We start from the raw sequence: 20,305 nt of genomic DNA on the forward strand, positions 1-20,305 counted from the left end.
AGCGCGCCTTCGCCGACGAGAAGATCCGCTTCGAGTGGGACAGCGCGGTCGAGGCGATCCACGGCGACCCGAAGCTGACCGGCGTCACCCTGCGCGACACCACCACCGGCGAGACCCGCGAGCTGGCCGTCACCGGCCTGTTCATCGCCATCGGCCACGACCCGCGCACCGAGCTGTTCAAGGGCCAGCTGGACCTCGACGCCGAGGGCTACCTCAAGGTCGAGGCCCCCTCCACCCGGACCAACATCCCCGGCGTCTTCGGCGCCGGCGACGTCGTCGACCACACCTACCGCCAGGCCATCACGGCCGCCGGCACCGGTTGCTCCTCGGCGCTGGACGCCGAGCGCTACCTGGCCTCGCTGGCCGACCTGGAGGCCCAGGCCGCCACCGTCGCGGTCTGAGTCCCCGCACGACCCGATCGACCCCGGCGGGGGTGTTCCACGTGAAACACCCCCGCTCCCGCCAGGCAAGAAACAGATCGGGCCCGCCCGTTGTTGTCTCCTGGCAGCAGCCCTCTCCGTTTGACCCCGAGGAGTCCCCGTGGCCGGCGCCACCACCACCGTCACCGACGCGACGTTCAAGGCCGATGTCCTGGACAGCGAGAAGCCCGTTCTGGTCGACTTCTGGGCCACCTGGTGCGGCCCGTGCCGCCAGGTCGCCCCGATCCTGGAAGAGATCGCGGCCGAGCACGCCGACAAGCTGACCATCGCCAAGCTCGACGTCGACGCCAACCAGCAGACCGCTGCGGCGTACAACGTGATCTCCATCCCGACCCTGATCGTCTACAAGGGCGGCGAGCCGGTGAAGTCGATCACCGGCGCCCGTCCGAAGGCCGCGCTGCTGCGCGAGCTGGCCGAGTTCATCTAGGTCCGGCCCACCGCGACGCCACGAGGGCGGGGCTCCCCACCGGGAGCCCCGCCCTCGTCGTCTCTGCCCCGCCCCTTGATGCCCCGCCCCCAGGAATTGTCAGACAAGCCCTAGAACGGCCGCAGCGCCGGTTCCTTGCGTGCCCCGCCCAGCAGCCGCTCCAGCGCCACCTCCACGTCCCCGCGCCAGGAGAGCGTGTTCCGGGCCTCCAGCCGCAGCCGCGGGTAGCGCTGGTGCGGCCGGACGGTCTTGAAGCCGACCGCGAGCAGATGGTCGACCGGCAGGACGCAGCTCGGCGGCTGCCGGCCGACCGCGCCGAACGCCTCGATGGCCTTCACCCCGCGCCCCAGCAGGTCCTTGGCCACCGTCTGCACCAGCACCCGGCCCAGCCCCTGCCGCTGGTAGCCCGGCAGCACCCGGCTGATCATCAGCTGAACCGCATCCGGCGAGACCGGACTGGTCGGGAAGGACTGTGACCGCGGGACGTACGCGGGCGGGGCGTAGAGCACAAAGCCGGCGGGGTTGTCGTCCACGTAGACGATCCGGCCGCAGGAGCCCCACTCCAGCAGCACCGCGGAGATCCACCCCTCCTTCTCCAGCTCCGGCTTCCCGGACTCCACCGCCGCGCGGCCGCTCACCGGGTCCAGCTCCCAGAACACGCAGGAGCGGCAGGTGGTCGGCAGATCCACGAGGTTGTCCAGTGTCAGCGGAGCGATCCGGCGTCCCATGCCCCGCACCTCCTCGTCCACTCCACAGTCGAGCATTCCCCCCGAACGGCGATGGGTGCATGTTTCACGTGAAACACCGCTCACGTGGAACATGCACCCATCGGGTCACGCCCTAAGCTCGCTCAGCCCTGCGACAGTCGGAGCCCGTCCTCGCCCGGGGCCAGACTGTCCAGGATCCGGTTGAGGTCTTCCACCGAGCCGAACTCCAGCACGACCTTGCCCTTGCCCAGCTTGCCGCCGCGCTGCGAGACCTCGACCTTGACCCGGGTGTCGAAACGGTCCGAGAGCCGGCTCGCCAGGTCGTTGAAGGCCGGGGAGAGCAGCTTGCCGGCCTTCGGCCCGGCCGGGCGCTTCTGCTTCTGCTCCGGGTCCATCAGCTTGACGATCTCCTCGGTGGTCCGCACCGAGAGGCCCTCCGCGATGATCCGCTTCGCCAGCTCCTCCTGCCGCTCCGCGTCCGGCACGCCGACCAGCGCCTTGGCGTGCCCCGCGGTCAGCGTGCCGGCGGCCACCCTGCGCTGCACGGACGGCGAGAGCTTCAGCAGCCGCAGGGTGTTGGACACGTGCGGACGCGAGCGGCCGATCCGGTCCGCCAGCTCGTCGTGGGTGCAGGAGAAGTCCCGCAGCAGCTGGTCGTAGGCGGCGGCCTCCTCCAGCGCGTTCAGCTCCGCCCGGTGCAGGTTCTCCAGCAGGGCGTCCAGCAGCAGCTTGTCGTCCTCGGTGGCCCGGACGATCGCCGGGATCTGCTCCAGACCGGCCTCCCGGGAGGCCCGCCAACGGCGCTCGCCCATGATCAGCTCGAAGCGCTCGGGCGCGACCTGGCGCACCACGACCGGCTGGAGGAGACCCACCTCCTTGATCGAGGCGACCAGCTCGGCCAGCTTGTCCTCGTCGAAGACCTCACGCGGCTGGCGCGGGTTGGGCGTGATCGAGTCCAGCGGCAGCTCGGCGAAGCGCGCGCCGGCCACCTCGGCGAGGTCCGGCCCGGCGGGCTCCGCCGCCCGCTCCCGGTCGGCCTGCTCCCGCAGGCTCTCCGCGGCGGCCTTCGCCGCCACCGTGCCGCGGCCGGTCGGCAGCACCGGCACCGCCACCGGCGACACCGTCCCGGTGGAGACCACCGAGGCCGGTGCGGCCGTGGCCGCCGCGGACTCTGCCACTGCCCCGCCGGCTGCCGGTGTGGCAGCCGGGATCAGCGCCCCGAGCCCTCGTCCCAGACCCCTGCGACCACTCACCGATTGCCCTCCGTCTTACCGTGCTGTGCCATGGGGGCGCCCTGCCCCGTACCGCTGCCGTACCGCTGCTGCCCCACCAACGAGCCGTTGCCGCCCGCGGACACCGCCCGCATCGCCAGCTCCCGGGCGGCCTCCAGGTAGGAGAGCGCGCCGGTCGAGCCCGGGTCGTAGGTGAGCACCGTCTGACCGTAGCTGGGCGCCTCGGAGATCCGGACCGAGCGCGGGATCGCGGTGCTCAGCACCTCCTGCTGGAAGTGCGTCCGGACCTCCTCGGCGACCTGGGCGGCCAGCCGGGTCCGGGCGTCGTACATGGTGAGCAGGATGGTGGAGACGTGCAGCGTCGGGTTGAGGTGTGCCCGGACCAGCTCGACGTTGCGCAGCAGCTGGCCGAGGCCCTCCAGCGCGTAGTACTCGCACTGGATCGGGATCAGCACCTCTTCGCCGGCGACCAGGGCGTTCACGGTCAGCAGGCCGAGCGAGGGCGGGCAGTCGATCAGGATGTAGTCCAGCGGCTGCTCGTACGCGGCGATGGCGCGCTGGAGCCGGCTCTCCCGGGCGACCAGCGAGACCAGCTCGATCTCCGCACCGGCCAGGTCGATGGTGGCGGGGACGCAGAACAGGCCCTCGACGTCCACCACCGGCTGCACCACGTCGGCCAGCGGCTTGCCCTCCACCAGGACGTCGTAGATCGACGGCACCTCGGCGTGATGGTCGATGCCGAGCGCCGTGGAGGCGTTGCCCTGCGGGTCGAGGTCGACCACCAGGACGCGCAGTCCGTGCATGGCGAGCGAGGCGGCCATGTTGACGGTGGTGGTGGTCTTGCCCACCCCGCCCTTCTGGTTGGCCACCACGATCACCCGGGTGTCGGCGGGCCGGGGCAGGCCTTCGCCCGCTCGGCCGATCGCCTGGACCGCAGCCTGGGCAGCACGCGCGATGGGCGTGTCATCGATCTGGTCGATGGTCTCCGAGTCCTGCATGGGGGTCAGTGTTTCACGTGGAACCGGAGCGGCAACAGTCGCCGCCCGGAAGAGGCCGAGCCCGCGGCGGAGCCGAAGATCGATACCGTCGGAGAGGAGAGAGCGACGTTTCACGTGAAACACCATGCCCGCTATGTCGGAAATCTGACGGTGCGACACTCCGACGGATTCGCGTCACTCCGCCGTCACTCCGCCGTCCGCCCGCCCGACACCACCGGGCCCACCGGGCCACCTCGCCACCGGGCCACCTCGCCGCATCGCCGCCGGAATGCGAACGGGCGGGCGGTCCGAGGACCACCCGCCCGTGTCGAGCGTCATGCACCGGCCCGGGCCCGCACCCGGGCCCGGGACCTCAGCGGCTGCGGCGCCGCCCGCTCCGGCCGCGCTCGCCGGCGCCGCGCACGGCGGCGGCGTTGCGTCCGGCCCGGGCCGCCTTGGCCCGCCGGGTGGCCGCCTTCACCCCGCCGGGGCTCTCCCCCGCCTTGACCTGGACCACCCGGGTCGAGGTCTCCAGGGTGCCCTCACCGACCGAGATCACCGTCCACTCGACGGCGCCCAGCTTGGCCAGCCCGGCCCGCGACTCCGCCAGCTCCTGCTCGGCGCTGTCACCCTTGAGCGCCAGCATCTGGCCGTGCGGGCGCAGCAGCGGCAGGCCCCAGCCGGCCAGCCGGTCCAGCGGGGCGACCGCCCGGGCCGTCACCACGTCCACCGCGAGCTTGCCGACCATCTCCTCGGCCCGGCCGCGCAGTACGGTGACGTTCTCCAGGCCGAGCTCCCGGACCACCTCCTCCAGGAAGGTGGTCCGGCGCAGCAGCGGCTCCAGCAGCGTCACCGAGACGTCCGGGCGGGCCAGCGCGACCGGGATACCGGGCAGGCCCGCCCCGGAGCCGACGTCGCACAGGGTGGAGCCGGGCGGCAGCAGCTCGGCCAGCACCGCGCAGTTCAGCACATGGCGGTCCCAGAGCCGGGGCACCTCGCGGGGGCCGATCAGCCCGCGCTGGACACCCGCGGTGGCCAGCAGCTCGGTGTAGCGGACCGCGGCGTCGAAGCGGTCGCCGAAGACCTCCCGGGCCACGGCCGGGGCCTCGGCCAGCCCCTCGGCGGCCGGGTCGGCCGCGCCCTCGGTGACCGGACCCGCCGGACCCTCGGCGTCGGAACCACCGGCACCCGCCACCGGTCCACCGGCAGCCGCGCTCTCCGTGTCCATCTCGACCTCTCTGCTCCCCGGATCCACCGACCCGTTCTCCGCACCGTTTCACGTGAAACATCTCTCGCCGGGCAGCAACACCCCGCGAAGGGACAACGACCCCGCCCGCACGAGGCGGACGGGGTCGAGTCCTCTGACGGTCACCGGTCGCCGGAGCGGCCGGTCATCGACTTCCCCAGGCTCAGGCCGGCAGCACGACCACGCACCGCTGGGGCTCCTCGCCCTCCGACTCGCTGCGCAGCCCGGCCGCGGCCACCGCGTCGTGGACGACCTTGCGCTCGAACGGCGTCATCGGCCGCAGCTTGACCTGCTCCCCCGAGCTCTTCGCCTGCTCCGCGGCCTTGGCCCCGAGCGCCGCCAGCTCGGACCGCTTGCGGGCCCGGAAGCCGGCAATGTCCAGCATGAGGCGGCTGCGCTCGCCGGTCTCCCGGTGGACAGCCAACCGGGTCAGCTCCTGCAGGGCCTCCAGCACCTCGCCGTCCTGGCCGACCAGGCGATGCAGCGCGCGGTCGTTGCCGTCGCTGACGATGGACACCAGGGCTCGGTCACCCTCCACGTCCATGTCGATGTCACCGTCGAGGTCGGCAATGTCGAGCAGACCCTCCAGGTAGTCCGCCGCGATGTCGCCCTCCTGCTCCAGCCGGGAGATGAGGCTCTCGTCGGCGCTGGCAGCGTCCTCGACCTCGACGGCGGAGGTGGTGCCTTCCGTCACTGATGGACTCCTTCAGGGATGGGCCCGGGTGGTGGGCCGGGAACGAGGTTCGGGGGGCCGCTGAGCGGGGCCGGCCGGTCGGGTCAGGACTTCTTCTTCGGCCGCTGGCCGCCCTGCCCGCCACGCTTCGGCTGCTGCCGGCCACCCGACTGCCGGGCCGGTCCCGACTTGGCACCACCGGGCCGGCTCGCGGCCGGCTTGGCGCTGCCGGACTCGGCCGGGACGGCCTGCTCGGCCTTGGCGGGCTCCTCGGCCGGGGCCGCGTCGTCCTTGGTCAGGCTGGCGGTCTGGGCGCCGCCGTGCTGGCGCTGTGCCTTGGTCTGCTTGCGCGGCTGCTGGCGGCGCACCTGCACCGCGTCCTCGACCACGGCCTCGGCGGAGGTGGGGGCCGTCTTCTTCGGAGGCAGGAGGCCCCAGAGCGCGCCCTTGATCACCGAGCCGTCCGGGTTGAGCCGGCCCTGCTTCTTCAGGCGGTCCTGGCGCTCGTCCCAGGCCTTGCTGCCCGGAGTCGGGTTGTTGCGGATGACGATCAGCTGCTGGCCCATGGACCAGACGTTGGTGGTCAGCCAGTAGACCAGCACACCGACGGGGAAGTTGATGCCCATCACGGCGAACATGATCGGGAAGACGTACATCAGCATCTTCTGCTGCTGCATGAACGGCGTCTTGACCGTGAGGTCCACGTTCTTGGTCATCAGCTGGCGCTGCGTGATGAACTGCGACAGCGACATCATGATGATCATGACCGCGACGACGATCTTGACGCTGGTCTCGCTGCTGCCGACGAAGGTCGCCGAGAGCGGGGCACCGAAGATGTGCGCCTGGCCGGCGCTGGTCAGCAGGTCACCATCGATGACGCCGATCGGCTCGCTCTTGGCGACCTTGGCCAGCACGCCGTAGAGGGCGGTGAAGAACGGCGCCTGCACGATGATGGGAAGGCAGCTGGAGAACGGGTTGGTACCCGCCTCCTTGTACAGCTTCATCATCTCTTCGGACTGGCGCTGCTTGTCGTTCTTGTAGCGCTCCTGGATGGCCTTCATCTTCGGCTGGATCGCCTGCATGGCCCGGGTCGCCTTGATCTGCTTCACGAAGAGCGGGATCAGGCAGATCCGGATCACGACCACCATGGAGGCGATGGCCAGACCCCAGGCCCAGCCACCGTTCGGGTCGAAGATGTGGCTGTACAGCGAGTGGAACTGGACGATGATCCAGGACACCGCTGTGTACAGGGGGTTCAGGAAGGAGAAGGTCACCGGTCAGGCTCCTTGGACATTGGGATCGGCCCCAAGGGACCAATGGTCGCCGGGCCCTCGGGGTCCGGACCGGCGGGGGGCATGGTCACCGGCTGCTCAGCGGCGGACCGGCTGTTCAGCAGGTCTCGCAGTCGTCGGTGCCACACCGGATGCTTGCGCGGCGGGACATGATCGACCCCGCCTGGCGTCCACGGATTGCAGCGCAGGATGCGCCACACGGTCAGGCCACCGCCCTTGACCGCCCCGTGCGTCTTCACGGCCTCGAAGCCGTAGTGCGAGCAGGAGGGGTAGTAACGGCACACCGGACCGAGCAGTGGGCTGATGGTCCACTGGTACACCCTGATCAGACCCATCAGCAGGTACTTCATCGCCCTGCTCCTGTCGGCGCCGTCGCGGCGGGCTCCACCTTCAGCAACCGCTTGAGCGCCGCGTCCAGGTCGCGTTCGAGGTCCTGGTACGAGGCGGACGCAGCCTGGGGCAGCGCACGCACCACTATCAGGCTACCGGCGGGCAGCCTGGACAGACGATCACGGACGAGATGGCGAAGCCGGCGCTTGACCAGGTTGCGGACGACGGCCGGGCCGACGGCCTTGCTCACGACGAAACCCGCACGCGCCGAAGGAGTCCCCTCGGCGACGTGCGGGCGGGAGTCGCTGGTCCGGTCGGCCTGCCCCTTCGGGTCCCCGTCTCTGCTGAGATGGACGACCAGAAGGGGCCGGCCGGCCCGGCGACCGCGTTTCACTGCGGTCGCGAAGTCCTGGCGCCGCCGCAGCCGGTTTTCGGAGGGCAGCACAACAGACTCTTGCGCGGATCAGGCGGAGATGGCGCTGCGGCCCTTGCCACGGCGGGCGGCCAGGATGGCGCGGCCGGCGCGGGTACGCATACGCAGCCGGAAGCCGTGGGTCTTCGCGCGGCGACGGTTGTTCGGCTGGAAGGTGCGCTTGCTCACTCGGGGGCTCCTGAGGTGAATCGTAGGATGACGGGGTGTCGCTTGGCCGTCACCGTGCGTCCGCGTGATCTCCCCTGTACGGAAATCCGGCCCATCGCCCCAGTTCGGCTGGGGTTTGAGGCAATCCACGGCGCCCGTGCTGCGCGCCTTATGGAGCGGGTGGACCCGCGGACATGCGGCAGCGGCCATCGACAACTCGACCTGGTTACGGTACGCGGGACGGGGCGCGAGGGTCAAACCAGCCGTTCGCGGCGGCCGGCCCGGACCCACCCGACGGCCCACTCCGCGTCCCACCCACCGACCCCTTCGCCCACAGCCTGTGGACAACGACTTGATCCGGCTCTGTTCGCTGACTACCGTTGCAGGACTTGTCTGGTTTGTTCTTCGTCAACGGACCGCAGATCCACAGTCTCTTGATCCACCACCCCTGCTGGAGCCGCGGGGACCCGAGAAAGCGTGCACCAGTGGCTGATGTCAACAGCGACCTCGTCCCGGTCTGGGCGAGAGTCGTCGAGCGGCTGGTCAGCGACCCGGACGTCGGGGAGATGGACAAGCAGTGGGTGCAGCGCACCCAGCCGATGTGGATGATGCACGACACCGCCCTGCTGGCGACCCCCAACGAGCGGGCCAAGCAGGTGCTGGAGGGCCGGCTGCTGCCGCAGCTGACCGAGGCCCTCAGCCGCGAGCTCAGCCGGCCGGTCCGGATCGCCGTGATGGTCGACGCGAACGCGGTGCCCACCTCCCCCGCGCCGGCCCCGGCCGAACCGCCGGCCGCCGAGCCGCAGGCTGTCGAGCCGTGGGCGCGCTCCGAGGGCGGCGGCGAGTACGGCCACCAGCCCCACCAGGGGCACCCGGGCCACCAGCAGTACGAGCGGCCCTACGAGTCCGAGTACGAGCACGACCAGTACGGGACGGGTGGCTACGAGGAGCGCCAGGCCCCGGCGTACGGCGGCGGCCAGCCCTCGCCCTACGGCGGGCCGGCCCAGCAGCCGCCCTGGGAGAGCCACCAGGGCTACCCGGAGCAGTCCTCCGGCTACCCCGAGCCGGAGCCCCCCACCTCGCGCCCGGCTCCCCGGCCGCTCCCCGGACCGTCCGCGACCACCCAGGGCGACCTGTTCGGCGGCGCCTACGGCCCCGGCCCCGGCGAGCACCCCCGGACCGCCGCCGGCCGCCGCTCCCCCGCGGCCCGCCCGGCCCCCGGCCGCCCCTCGGACAAGGGCCCCGCCGAGCGCGCCACCGACCGCCCGGCCGTGCCCGGCGTCCCGGCCCCGCCCGGCGCTCCCCCGGCCGGCGGCTCCCGCAAGGACGAGCCGGCAGCCCGGCTGAACCCCAAGTACCTGTTCGACACCTTCGTCATCGGCGCGAGCAACCGCTTCGCGCACGCGGCGGCGGTGGCGGTCGCCGAGGCCCCGGCCAAGGCGTACAACCCGCTCTTCATCTACGGCGAGTCCGGGCTGGGCAAGACCCACCTGCTGCACGCCATCGGGCACTACTCGCGCAGCCTCTTCCCGGGGACCCGGGTGCGCTACGTGTCCTCGGAGGAGTTCACCAACGAGTTCATCAACTCGATCCGGGACGGCAAGGCGGACGCGTTCCGCAAGCGCTACCGGGACATGGACATCCTGCTCGTGGACGACGTGCAGTTCCTGGCGAGCAAGGAGTCCACGCAGGAGGAGTTCTTCCACACCTTCAACACCCTGCACAACGCCAACAAGCAGATCGTGCTCTCCTCGGACCGGCCGCCCAAGCAGCTGATCACGCTGGAGGACCGGCTCCGCAACCGCTTCGAGTGGGGGCTGATCACCGACGTCACCCCGCCGGAGCTGGAGACCAGGATCGCGATCCTGCGCAAGAAGGCGATCCAGGAGCAACTGAACGCCCCGGCGGACGTGTTGGAGTTCATCGCCTCCCGAATCACCCGCAACATCCGGGAGTTGGAAGGCGCCCTGATCCGGGTCACCGCCTTCGCCAACCTCAACCGGGCCCCGGTGGACCTGGAGTTGGCCGGCATCGTCCTCAAGGACCTCATCCCGGGCGGGGACGAGGACGCCGGCCCGGAGATCACCGCGCAGGTCATCATGCAGCAGACCGCCGCGTACTTCGGGCTGGGTGTGGACGACCTCTGCGGCTCCTCGCGCAGCCGGGTGCTGGTGACGGCCCGCCAGATCGCCATGTACCTCTGCCGCGAGCTGACCGACCTCTCGCTGCCGAAGATCGGCGCCCAGTTCGGCGGCCGCGACCACACCACGGTGATGCACGCCGATCGCAAGATCCGGTCCCTGATGGCCGAGCGCCGCTCGATCTACAACCAGGTGACCGAGCTGACCAACCGCATCAAGAGCTAGTCCGCCCAGGGCCGTTGAAGGGCGTCAGGAGCCATCCTGACGCCCTTTCGGCATATCCACAGGTGTGCACCGCCGATTCGCTGGGCAGGGATGCGGGTGACGGACGCTCCGCCGGCCCACAGGCCGCATCGAACATCTGACCGGGGATTCGAACCCGCCGGGCGCGCAGGGCAGTTGTCCACAGCCGGAGCCGCTTCTCCACCGTCCACAGGCCGGGGAGTCCCGAGTTATCCAGAATTCCTCCACAGGCCGACCGCCGCTACGCTCTTCCGCGCAGGTCAGGTGCCTGTGGACTTGTGCACAACGGTTATCCACAGGGTGTGGACAATTGGCGGGCCGTCAGTGGGCCGTCCGGGTTATCCACCGGTTGTCCCCAGGGCCGTCCGGGTTATCCCCAGGTTGTCCACAGCTGGGTCCACAGTTCGACAACCGTGAGGTAGCGTTCATGCCCTGGTGTGAAAGGCGTCACGTAATGTTGACCGGCGCCCGTGGATAACCGGGCCCGGATCTGGGGACAGCGCTGGGGATAACCTGTGGATACCGACCGTGGCCTGTGGGTAACGCTCCGCTGTCCACAGCAGCCCGTGTCCGTCCACAGCCGCCGTCCACACCTCCTGTGGACAAAAAACCGGGCTTGACCTGCGAAAACGGGGTTATCCACGGTTTCCACAGGCCCTACTACTACTGCTACACCTATAGACCAGTCGACTCGTTCAAAAGCGGGTGGGCTCGAAATCTGTGGACAACCGGACCCCGACATCTGTTCGGCTTGCTTCCGCCCGTCTGCCCCGTCTGTCGGTGGAGTACGTCAGACTGTCCTCGGCGACCGGAAGCGGAGTGGCAGAGCTCGGCGGCCAGGCGCACCGAAGACCAAGATCAGAAGAACCAGACGTGCGAGCGGGAGCGCTCGATCCAGGAGGCGGTTACCGGTGAAGTTCCGGGTGGAGCGTGACGTCCTCGCGGAGGCGGTGGCCTGGGCTGCCCGCAGCCTCCCGGCACGGCCGCCGGTGCCGGTGCTGGCCGGCCTGCTGCTGACGGCACAGGACGGCAGCCTGGCGCTGTCCGGCTTCGACTACGAGGTCTCGGCCCGGGTCGAGCTGGAGGCCGACATCGAGGAGGCCGGCACCGTGCTGGTCTCCGGCCGGCTGCTGAACGACATCTCGCGCAACCTTCCCAACAGGCCTGTGGAGATCTCCACCGACGGCCAGCGGGTCAGCGTGGTCTGCGGCAGCTCCCGGTTCACCCTCCCCACCCTCCCGGTGGACGAGTACCCGGCCCTGCCCCAGATGCCGACCGCCACCGGCACCGTCCCCGGCGACGTCTTCGCCTCGGCCGTCAGCCAGGCCGCGGTGGCCGCAGGCCGCGACGACACCCTGCCGGTGCTCACCGGTGTCCGGGTCGAGATCGAGGGCGACCGGATCACCCTGGCCGCCACCGACCGCTACCGCTTCGCCGTCCGCGAGCTGCTCTGGAAGCCCGAGCAGCCGGACATCTCCGCGGTCGCCCTGGTGCCCGCCAAGACCCTGCAGGACATCGCCAAGTCCCTGGGCAGCGGCGACAACGTCTCGATCGCCCTCTCCTCGGGCGGCGCGGGCGAAGGCCTGATCGGCTTCGAGGGCGCCGGCCGCCGGACGACCACGCGGCTGCTGGAGGGCGAGTTCCCCAAGTTCCGCAGCCTCTTCCCGACCGAGTTCAACGCGATCGCCGCGATCCAGACCCAGCCCTTCCTGGAGGCGCTCAAGCGCGTCTCGCTGGTCGCCGAGCGCAACACCCCGGTCCGGCTGAACTTCGAGGAGGGCGTCCTGACGCTGGAGGCCGGCTCGGGCGACGACGCCCAGGCCACCGAGCGGATCGACGCCTCCCTGGAGGGCGACGCCATCTCGATCGCCTTCAACCCGGGCTACCTGGAGGAGGGCCTCAAGGCCATCGACTCCGCCTACGCCCAGCTGAGCTTCACCACGCCGACCAAGCCGGCCCTGCTCAGCGGCAAGGCCTCGGTCGACACCGAGGCGGACGAGGCCTACCAGTACCTGATCATGCCGGTCCGCCTCTCCGGCTGACCTCACCGCTGATACCCACAGGCTGTGCACAGCCTGTGGACGGCCTCCCCCGGTCGGGCCCCGACCGGGGGAGGCCGTGTCACTTCAGCGCGTAGGCTCAGGGCAGCGCGGCAACGGCGCCGTCGGCAGGCACGTCACCACAGGTCATCACAGGTAAGGACTTGGTCATGGAGCTCGGCCTCATCGGTCTCGGCAAGATGGGCGGCAACATGCGCGAGCGGATCCGCCGCGCCGGCCACACCGTCATCGGCTACGACCGCAACCCGGACATCTCCGACGTCGAGAGCCTCCAGGAGCTCGTCACCAAGCTCCAGGGCCCGCGCGTGGTCTGGGTCATGGTCCCGGCCGGCGCCGCCACCCAGGCGACCGTGGACGAACTCGCCGAGCTGCTCTCCCCCGGCGACGTGGTGGTCGACGGCGGCAACTCCCGCTGGACGGACGACATCAAGCACGCCGAGGCGCTGGCCGCCAAGGGCATCGGCTTCGTCGACTGCGGCGTCTCCGGCGGTGTCTGGGGCCTGGAGAACGGCTACGCGCTGATGTACGGCGGCAACGCCGAGCACGTCGCCAAGGTCCAGCCGGTCTTCGACGCGCTCAAGCCCGAGGGCGACTTCGGCTCGGTGCACGCGGGCGCGGTCGGCGCCGGCCACTTCGCCAAGATGGTCCACAACGGCATCGAGTACGCGATGATGCAGGCCTTCGCCGAGGGCTGGGAGCTGCTGGAGGCCGCCCCCGAGGTCACCGACGTGCGCGAGGTCTTCCGCAGCTGGCAGGAGGGCACCGTCATCCGCTCCTGGCTGCTCGACCTGGCCGTCCGCGCCCTGGACGACGACGAGCACCTGGCCAAGCTCAAGGGCTGGGCCGCCGACTCCGGCGAGGGCCGCTGGACCGTCGAGGCCGCGATCGACCACGCCGTGCCGCTGCCGGCGATCACCGCCTCGCTCTTCGCCCGCTTCGCCTCCCGCCAGGACGACTCGCCGCAGATGAAGATGATCGCCGCGCTGCGCAACCAGTTCGGCGGCCACGCGGTCGAGTCGAAGTAGTCCCAGTACCGGTCGGGGGCCGGGGGTCGTCCCCCGGATGACACAGTCACAGAAGGCGAGCGCAGTCCACAGCCATGCACGTCGCGCATCTGTCGCTCGCCGATTTCCGGTCGTACGCCCGGGCCGAGGTGCCCCTCGACCCGGGCGTGACGGCCTTCGTCGGGCCGAACGGCCAGGGCAAGACCAACCTGGTCGAGGCGATCGGCTACGTCGCCACCCTGGGCAGCCACCGGGTCGCCACCGACGCGCCGCTGATCCGGCTGGGCGCCGAGCGGGCGGTGATCCGCACCTCCGTGGTGGACCGTGGCCGCTCCACCCTGGTGGAGCTGGAGATCGCTCCGGGCAAGGCCAACCGGGCCCGGATCAACCGTTCGGACAACGTCCGTCCGCGCGACGTGCTGGGCCTGCTGCGCACCGTGCTGTTCGCCCCCGAGGACCTCTCCCTGGTCAAGGGCGACCCGGGCGAGCGCCGGCGCTTCCTGGACGAGCTGCTGACCGCCCGTGCCCCCCGGCTGGCCGGGGTCCGGCAGGACTACGAACGGGTGCTCAAGCAGCGCAACGCGCTGCTGAAAACCGCCGCGATGGCCCGCCGGGCCGGTGGCGGCAAGGGTGCCGACCTCTCCACCCTGGAGGTCTGGGACGGCCATCTGGCGCGCGCCGGAGCCGAGTTGACCGCCTTCCGGATCCAGCTGGTGGCCGCCCTGCAGCCGCTGGTGGCGGCCGCGTACGGGCAGCTCGCGCCCACCGGGGGCGAGACCGCGCTGGAGTACCGCAGCTCCTTCGAGGGCGAGCTGCCGTCCAGCCGTGAGCAGGCCGAGGAGCAGCTCCTCCAGGCTCTCCAGGCCGTCCGCAAGCAGGAGGTCGAGCGCGGGATCACGCTGGTCGGTCCGCACCGCGACGAGCTGGTGCTCAGACTCGGACCGCTGCCCGCCAAGGGCTACGCCAGCCACGGCGAGTCCTGGTCGTTCGCGCTGGCCCTGCGGCTGGCCTCGTACGAGCTGCTGCGCGCCGACGGCGGGGAGCCGGTGCTGATCCTGGACGACGTCTTCGCCGAGCTGGACGCCACCCGCCGGGACCGGCTGGCCGAGCTGGTGGCCGGCGGCGAGCAGGTGCTGGTCACCGCGGCGGTCGCGGAGGACGTGCCGAAGGCCCTGGCCGGGGCCCGGTACACGGTGGCCGACGGCGCGGTGCGCCGGGTCGACGCCTGAAACCCGCCCCTGCTTCCGGCCCCTGACATCCGCCCCGGCGTCCGCCCCCGGCCCTCCGCGACAGTGGCCCCCCTCACACCCTCACACTTTCCGCCCGTGCACAGCCTGTGCACCGGCCGCCCGCCGCCCTCCCGCTCCCGTACGCTGGACGGCTCACCGTTGTCCACAGCCTGGGGATAGGAGATCGCCGTGAGCGAGCCGGCCGAGAACCCCCCGCAGCCGGTCGGCGCCGATCCGGCCGCCGGCGGCCCAACCGGCGCCGACCTGGCCCGCTCGGCGCTGCGGGCGGCCCGGGCGCAGGCCCGCCAGCGCGGGGAGCAGGTCCGGGAGAAGCGTGAGGCGAAGCGGACCGGCCTGCGCAGCGGCGCCCGTTCGGACGGCCGTGACCCGGTGCCGCTGGGGGCGGCGCTGAACCGGCTGCTGACCGAGCGGGGCTGGGAGTCCTCGGCCGCGGTCGGCGGGGTGATGGGCCGCTGGCCGCAGATCGTCGGCCCGGACATCGCCGCGCACTGCGCGCCCACCTCCTACGACGACGAGGCCGCGGTGCTCACCGTGCAGTGCGACTCCACCGCCTGGGCCACCCAACTCCGCTGGCTGGCACGGCAGTTGGTGGCCCGTCTGAACCACGAGCTCGGCCACGGCACGGTGAAGACGATCAAGGTGCTGGGCCCGGCCGCGCCGGTCCGCGGCTACGGCCGGCTGCGCGCGCCGGGCAGCAAGGGGCCGGGCGACACCTGGGGCTGACCGCGGCCGGCGCGGCGTCGAGCGGACCGGGATCTTCCGGAACCCCTGACGGCCCTTCCAGGCGCTCTGAGCCCCCGGGGCGAGTATCGGGACATGTGCAGAGGGGATTCAGGGCGGTATATCTGCCCTCAGGGGCTGCCAAACGCCCATCTCTGTCAGTCGTACCGGTAGACTGAAAGCCAAACACTGTTGCTAGTAGCAACCGAGTCGAAACGCCGTGGTCGCACGCCTGCCCGTCCCGGGGCGGGGATGCGGCCCGTGCTGTGCCAGAGAGGGCGCTTCGTGGCCGATTCCGGCAACTCCAGCCAGACCCCAGAATCCACCGACCCCGTGACAGGGCAGCCCTACGACGCCAACGCGATCCAGGTGCTGGAGGGCCTCGACGCCGTCCGCAAGCGCCCCGGCATGTACATCGGCTCGACCGGTGAGCGCGGCCTGCACCACCTGGTGCAGGAGGTGGTGGACAACTCCGTCGACGAGGCCATGGCCGGGCACGCCGACACCATCGAGGTCACGATCCTGCTCGACGGTGCGGTACGGGTGGTGGACAACGGCCGCGGTATCCCGGTCGGCATCGTCCCGGGCCAGGACAAGCCCGCCGTCGAGGTCGTGCTGACCGTCCTGCATGCGGGCGGCAAGTTCGGCGGCGGCGGTTACGCGGTCTCCGGCGGTCTGCACGGCGTCGGCGTCTCGGTGGTCAACGCGCTCTCCACCCGGCTGGCGGTGGAGATCCACACGGCCGGCCACCGCTGGACGCAGGAGTACAAGCAGGGCGTGCCGACCGCGGCGCTGGCACAGCACGAGGCGACCGACCGGACGGGCACCAGCGTCACCTTCTGGGCGGACCCGGACATCTTCGAGACCACGGTCTACTCCTTCGAGACGCTCTCCCGGCGCTTCCAGGAGATGGCGTTCCTCAACAAGGGACTGACCATCTCGCTGACCGACGAGCGTCCGGAGCACGCCGACGAGGAGGGCAAGCCGCTCTCCGTCACGTACCGGTACGACGGCGGTATCGCCGACTTCGTCGCCCACCTCAACTCCCGCAAGGGCGAGGTGATCCACCCCTCGGTCATCGACTTCGAGGCGGAGGACAAGGAGAAGACGATCTCGGTGGAGGTCGCGATGCAGTGGAACTCCTCGTACACCGAGGGTGTCTACTCCTTCGCCAACACCATCCACACGCACGGCGGCGGTACCCACGAGGAGGGCTTCCGCGCCGCGCTGACCGGCCTGGTGAACCGCTACGCGCGGGACAAGAAGCTGCTCCGCGAGAAGGACGACAACCTCTCCGGCGAGGACATCCGCGAGGGTCTGACCGCGATCATCTCGGTCAAGCTCGGCGAGCCGCAGTTCGAGGGCCAGACCAAGGACAAGCTGGGCAACACCGAGGCGAAGACCTTCGTCCAGCGGGTCGTCCACGAGCAGCTGAACGACTGGCTGGACCGCAACCCCAACGAGGCCGCGGACATCATCCGCAAGTCCATCCAGGCCGCCACCGCGCGCGTCGCCGCCCGCAAGGCGCGCGACCTGACCCGTCGCAAGGGCCTGCTGGAATCCGCCTCGCTGCCGGGCAAGCTTAGCGACTGCCAGTCCAAGGACCCGTCCGAGTGCGAGATCTTCATCGTCGAGGGTGACTCCGCCGGCGGCTCCGCCAAGCAGGGCCGCGACCCGCGCATCCAGGCCATCCTGCCGATCCGCGGCAAGATCCTGAACGTCGAGAAGGCCCGGATCGACAAGGTGCTGCAGAACACCGAGGTCCAGGCGCTGATCTCGGCCTTCGGCTGCGGCATCCAGGAGGACTACGACGAGTCCAAGCTCCGCTATCACAAGATCGTCCTGATGGCGGACGCCGACGTCGACGGGCAGCACATCCGCACCCTGCTGCTCACCCTGCTGTTCCGCTTCATGCGGCCGCTGGTCGAGTCCGGGTACGTGTACCTGGCGATGCCGCCGCTGTACAAGATCAAGTGGGGCAAGGACGACTTCGACTACGTCTACTCCGACCGTGAGCGCGACGCCACCATCGCCGCGGGCGTGGCGGCCGGGCGCCGGCTGCCCAAGGACGACGCGATCCAGCGGTTCAAGGGTCTCGGCGAGATGAACGCCGAGGAGCTGCGCGTCACCACCATGGACCAGGCCCACCGTCTGCTCATGCAGGTCACCCTGGAGGACGCGGCCCGCGCCGACGACCTCTTCTCCGTCCTGATGGGCGAGGACGTCGAGGCCCGCCGCTCCTTCATCCAGCGCAACGCCAAGGACGTCCGCTTCCTGGACGTGTGACGGGGCCCGCCCCTGCCAGCACAGTCCAGTCACGCGTGAAAGGAAACTGACCACCAGTGGTCGACGACAACCGTCCCGACGGCGAGCAGCCGGACGCCAGCACCGCCATCGACACCTTCGTGTCCCGGGTCGAGCCGATCGAGCTCGAGACCGAGATGCAGCGCTCCTACCTCGACTACGCGATGAGCGTGATCGTGAGCCGCGCGCTGCCCGAGGTCCGCGACGGCCTCAAGCCGGTGCACCGGCGCGTGCTCTACGCGATGTACGACGGCGGGTACCGCCCCGAGAAGGGCTACTACAAGTGCGCCCGCGTCGTCGGCGACGTCATGGGCAACTACCACCCGCACGGCGACACCTCGATTTACGACACCGTGGTCCGCCTGGCCCAGCCGTGGTCGCTGCGGATGCCGCTGGTGGACGGCAACGGCAACTTCGGCTCGCCGGGCAACGACCCGGCCGCGGCCATGCGCTACACCGAGTGCAAGATGATGCCGCTGGCCATGGAGATGATGCGCGACATCGACGAGGAGACCGTCGACTTCGCCGCCAACTACGACGGCCGCTCGCAGGAGCCCACCGTCCTGCCCGCGCGCATCCCCAACCTGCTGATCAACGGTGCCACCGGCATCGCGGTCGGCATGGCCACCAACATCCCGCCGCACAACCTCCGCGAGGTCGCCTCCGGCGCGCTCTGGGCGCTGGAGCACCCGGATGCCTCCAACGAGGAGCTGCTGGAGGCCCTGATCGAGCGGATCAAGGGCCCGGACTTCCCGACCGGCGCCCTGATCGTCGGCCGCCGCGGGATCGAGGAGGCGTACCGGACCGGGCGCGGCTCGATCACCATGCGCGCGGTGGTCGAGGTCGAGGAGATCCAGGGCCGCCAGTGCCTGGTGATCACCGAGCTGCCGTACCAGGTCAACCCGGACAACCTCGCGCTGAAGATCGCGGACCTGGTCAAGGACGGCAAGGTCGCCGGCATCGCCGACGTCCGCGACGAGTCCTCCTCGCGCACCGGCCAGCGCCTGGTGATCGTGCTCAAGCGCGACGCCGTCGCCAAGGTGGTGCTGAACAACCTCTACAAGCACACCGACCTGCAGACCAACTTCGGCGCCAACATGCTGGCCCTGGTCGACGGCGTGCCGCGCACGCTCTCGCTGGACGCCTTCATCCGGCACTGGGTCAACCACCAGGTCGACGTCATCGTCCGGCGTACCCGGTTCCGGCTGCGCAAGGCCGAGGAGCGCGCGCACATCCTGCGCGCCCTGCTCAAGGCGCTGGACATGATCGACGAGGTCATCGCGCTGATCCGGGCCTCCGAGTCGGCCGACGCGGCCCGCAGCGGCCTGATGAACCTGCTCACCATCGACGAGCTCCAGGCCAACGCGATCCTGGAGATGCAGCTGCGCCGGCTGGCCGCCCTGGAGCGCCAGCGCATCATGGACGAGCACGACGAGCTGCAGCGCAAGATCGACGAGTACAACGCGATCCTGGCCTCCCCGGTCCGCCAGCGGGAGATCATCTCCGAGGAGCTCACCGCGATCGTCGAGAAGTACGGCGACGAGCGGCGCTCGACCCTCATCCCCTCCGACGGCGACCTCTCCATCGAGGACCTCATCGCCGAGGAGGACATCGTCGTCACCATCACCCGTGGCGGCTACGTCAAGCGGACCCGCTCCGACCTCTACCGTTCGCAGAAGCGCGGCGGCAAGGGCGTGCGCGGTGCCCAGCTGAAGCAGGACGACATCGTCGACCACTTCTTCGTGACGACGACGCACAACTGGATCCTGTTCTTCACCAACAAGGGCCGGGTCTACCGCGCCAAGGGCTACGAGCTGCCCGACGCCGGGCGCGACGCCCGCGGCCAGCACGTGGCCAACCTGCTGGCCTTCCAGCCGGAGGAGCACATCACCCAGGTGATGGCCGTGCGCACCTACGAGGACAAGCCCTACCTCGTCCTCGCCACCCGGGCCGGACTGGTGAAGAAGTCCGCGCTGAAGGACTACGACTCCCCGCGCTCCGGCGGCCTGATCGCGATCAACCTGCGCCAGGACGAGCAGGGCCGGGACGACGAGCTGATCGGTGCCGAGCTGGTCTCCGCCGAGGACGACCTGCTGCTGGTCTCCAAGAAGGCCCAGTCGATCCGGTTCACCGCCACCGACGACGCGCTCCGGCCCACCGGCCGCGCCACCTCCGGCGTCAAGGGCATGGCCTTCCGCGAGGACGACGAGCTGCTCTCGATGAACGTCGTCCGACCGGGCACGTACGTCTTCACCGCCACCGACGGCGGCTACGCCAAGCGCACCGGGGTGGACGAGTACCGTGTCCAGGGACGCGGTGGCTACGGCACCAAGGCGGCGAAGATCGTCGAGGGCCGCGGTTCGCTGGTCGGCGCCCTGGTGGTCGACGACAGCGACGAGATCATGGCGATCACCCTGTCGGGTGGGGTGATCCGCACGAGGGTTTCCGAGGTTCGTGAAACCGGACGTGACACCATGGGCGTCCAACTGATCAACCTCGGAAAGCGCGACGCGGTCGTGGGCATGGCCCGCAACGCGGAGGCCGAGGACGAGGAGTCGGTGGAGGACGAGGTCGAAGGCGCCGAGTCCCCCGAGGTGGCCGAGGGTACGGAGACGGCGGCCGGCGGCGAGGACGCCCAGGCCTGATCCGAACCGCAGCCGGTGCCGCCGCGTCCAGAGA

General features: G+C 70.6%; 18 protein-coding genes. 9 read left to right on the top strand and 9 right to left on the bottom strand.

What is annotated here, in order from left to right:
• The coding region (locus ACZ6NC_RS29315; protein ID WP_465736780.1) for an NAD(P)/FAD-dependent oxidoreductase at window positions 1–401 on the top strand (401 nt) is incomplete at its 5' end.
• Between the two features lie 139 nt (window positions 402–540).
• Window positions 541–867, top strand: a complete 327-nt coding sequence (gene trxA, locus ACZ6NC_RS29320) for a thioredoxin (protein WP_465736781.1) — start codon at window positions 541–543, stop codon at window positions 865–867.
• 110 nt (window positions 868–977) lie between these two features.
• Here trxA and ACZ6NC_RS29325 read toward each other — a convergent pair whose 3' ends face one another.
• The 9 genes from ACZ6NC_RS29325 to rpmH all read right to left on the bottom strand — a co-directional run bounded on the left by ACZ6NC_RS29325 (window position 978) and on the right by rpmH (window position 7,925).
• Window positions 978–1,595 (bottom strand): GNAT family N-acetyltransferase, encoded by a 618-nt coding sequence (locus ACZ6NC_RS29325; protein ID WP_465736782.1) that lies wholly within the window; start codon window positions 1,593–1,595, stop codon window positions 978–980.
• Between the two features lie 122 nt (window positions 1,596–1,717).
• Window positions 1,718–2,827, bottom strand: coding sequence for a ParB/RepB/Spo0J family partition protein (locus ACZ6NC_RS29330; RefSeq protein WP_465736783.1), 1,110 nt, complete (start codon window positions 2,825–2,827; stop codon window positions 1,718–1,720).
• Window positions 2,824–3,777: a ParA family protein gene (locus tag ACZ6NC_RS29335; protein WP_465736854.1), complete on the bottom strand. Its 954-nt coding sequence runs from the start codon at window positions 3,775–3,777 to the stop codon at window positions 2,824–2,826. Before ACZ6NC_RS29335 ends, ACZ6NC_RS29330 begins: the two co-directional genes overlap by 4 nt.
• A 379-nt stretch (window positions 3,778–4,156) precedes the next feature.
• Entirely contained in the window at window positions 4,157–5,011 is an 855-nt protein-coding gene (rsmG, locus tag ACZ6NC_RS29340; protein ID WP_465736784.1) for a 16S rRNA (guanine(527)-N(7))-methyltransferase RsmG, read from the bottom strand.
• A 181-nt stretch (window positions 5,012–5,192) separates the two neighbouring features.
• Window positions 5,193–5,723 (bottom strand): Jag family protein, encoded by a 531-nt coding sequence (locus tag ACZ6NC_RS29345; RefSeq protein ID WP_465736785.1) that lies wholly within the window; start codon window positions 5,721–5,723, stop codon window positions 5,193–5,195.
• Between the two features lie 83 nt (window positions 5,724–5,806).
• Entirely contained in the window at window positions 5,807–6,976 is a 1,170-nt protein-coding gene (gene yidC / locus ACZ6NC_RS29350) for a membrane protein insertase YidC (RefSeq protein WP_465736786.1), read from the bottom strand.
• Window positions 6,973–7,344 (bottom strand): membrane protein insertion efficiency factor YidD, encoded by a 372-nt coding sequence (gene yidD, locus ACZ6NC_RS29355; protein ID WP_465736787.1) that lies wholly within the window; start codon window positions 7,342–7,344, stop codon window positions 6,973–6,975. The genes yidC and yidD overlap by 4 nt, the downstream gene beginning before the upstream one ends.
• On the bottom strand, window positions 7,341–7,769 hold the full coding sequence (gene rnpA, locus ACZ6NC_RS29360) for a ribonuclease P protein component (RefSeq protein ID WP_465736788.1): 429 nt from the start codon (window positions 7,767–7,769) through the stop codon (window positions 7,341–7,343). The genes yidD and rnpA overlap by 4 nt, the downstream gene beginning before the upstream one ends.
• A gap of 18 nt (window positions 7,770–7,787) precedes the next feature.
• Window positions 7,788–7,925 carry a 50S ribosomal protein L34 gene (gene rpmH, locus ACZ6NC_RS29365; protein ID WP_148643823.1) on the bottom strand — a complete coding sequence of 46 codons (138 nt, stop codon included), beginning with the start codon at window positions 7,923–7,925 and terminating at the stop codon, window positions 7,788–7,790.
• A gap of 464 nt (window positions 7,926–8,389) precedes the next feature.
• Here rpmH and dnaA point away from each other — a divergent pair, with 464 nt between their 5' ends.
• The 7 genes from dnaA (at window position 8,390) to gyrA (ending at window position 20,271) form a co-directional block, all read left to right on the top strand.
• The gene (dnaA, locus tag ACZ6NC_RS29370) at window positions 8,390–10,270 is read left to right on the top strand and encodes a chromosomal replication initiator protein DnaA (protein WP_465736789.1); all 1,881 of its coding nucleotides are present in this window, start codon (window positions 8,390–8,392) and stop codon (window positions 10,268–10,270) included.
• Window positions 10,271–11,199: 929 nt separating this feature from the next.
• On the top strand, window positions 11,200–12,330 hold the full coding sequence (dnaN, locus tag ACZ6NC_RS29375) for a DNA polymerase III subunit beta (RefSeq protein ID WP_396322984.1): 1,131 nt from the start codon (window positions 11,200–11,202) through the stop codon (window positions 12,328–12,330).
• Between the two features lie 167 nt (window positions 12,331–12,497).
• Window positions 12,498–13,373, top strand: coding sequence for a phosphogluconate dehydrogenase (NAD(+)-dependent, decarboxylating) (gene gnd, locus ACZ6NC_RS29380; RefSeq protein WP_465736790.1), 876 nt, complete (start codon window positions 12,498–12,500; stop codon window positions 13,371–13,373).
• Window positions 13,374–13,447: 74 nt separating this feature from the next.
• Window positions 13,448–14,581, top strand: a complete 1,134-nt coding sequence (gene recF / locus ACZ6NC_RS29385; protein ID WP_465736791.1) for a DNA replication/repair protein RecF — start codon at window positions 13,448–13,450, stop codon at window positions 14,579–14,581.
• Window positions 14,582–14,770: 189 nt separating this feature from the next.
• Window positions 14,771–15,325 carry a DciA family protein gene (locus ACZ6NC_RS29390; protein ID WP_465736792.1) on the top strand — a complete coding sequence of 185 codons (555 nt, stop codon included), beginning with the start codon at window positions 14,771–14,773 and terminating at the stop codon, window positions 15,323–15,325.
• Between the two features lie 258 nt (window positions 15,326–15,583).
• Window positions 15,584–17,608 carry a DNA topoisomerase (ATP-hydrolyzing) subunit B gene (gene gyrB / locus ACZ6NC_RS29395; protein WP_465736793.1) on the top strand — a complete coding sequence of 675 codons (2,025 nt, stop codon included), beginning with the start codon at window positions 15,584–15,586 and terminating at the stop codon, window positions 17,606–17,608.
• Window positions 17,609–17,715: 107 nt separating this feature from the next.
• Window positions 17,716–20,271, top strand: a complete 2,556-nt coding sequence (gene gyrA, locus ACZ6NC_RS29400; RefSeq protein WP_465736855.1) for a DNA gyrase subunit A — start codon at window positions 17,716–17,718, stop codon at window positions 20,269–20,271.
• The last annotated feature ends 34 nt before the right edge of the window (window positions 20,272–20,305 follow it).

The sequence above is a fragment of the Kitasatospora sp. NPDC041988 genome (assembly GCF_055588525.1).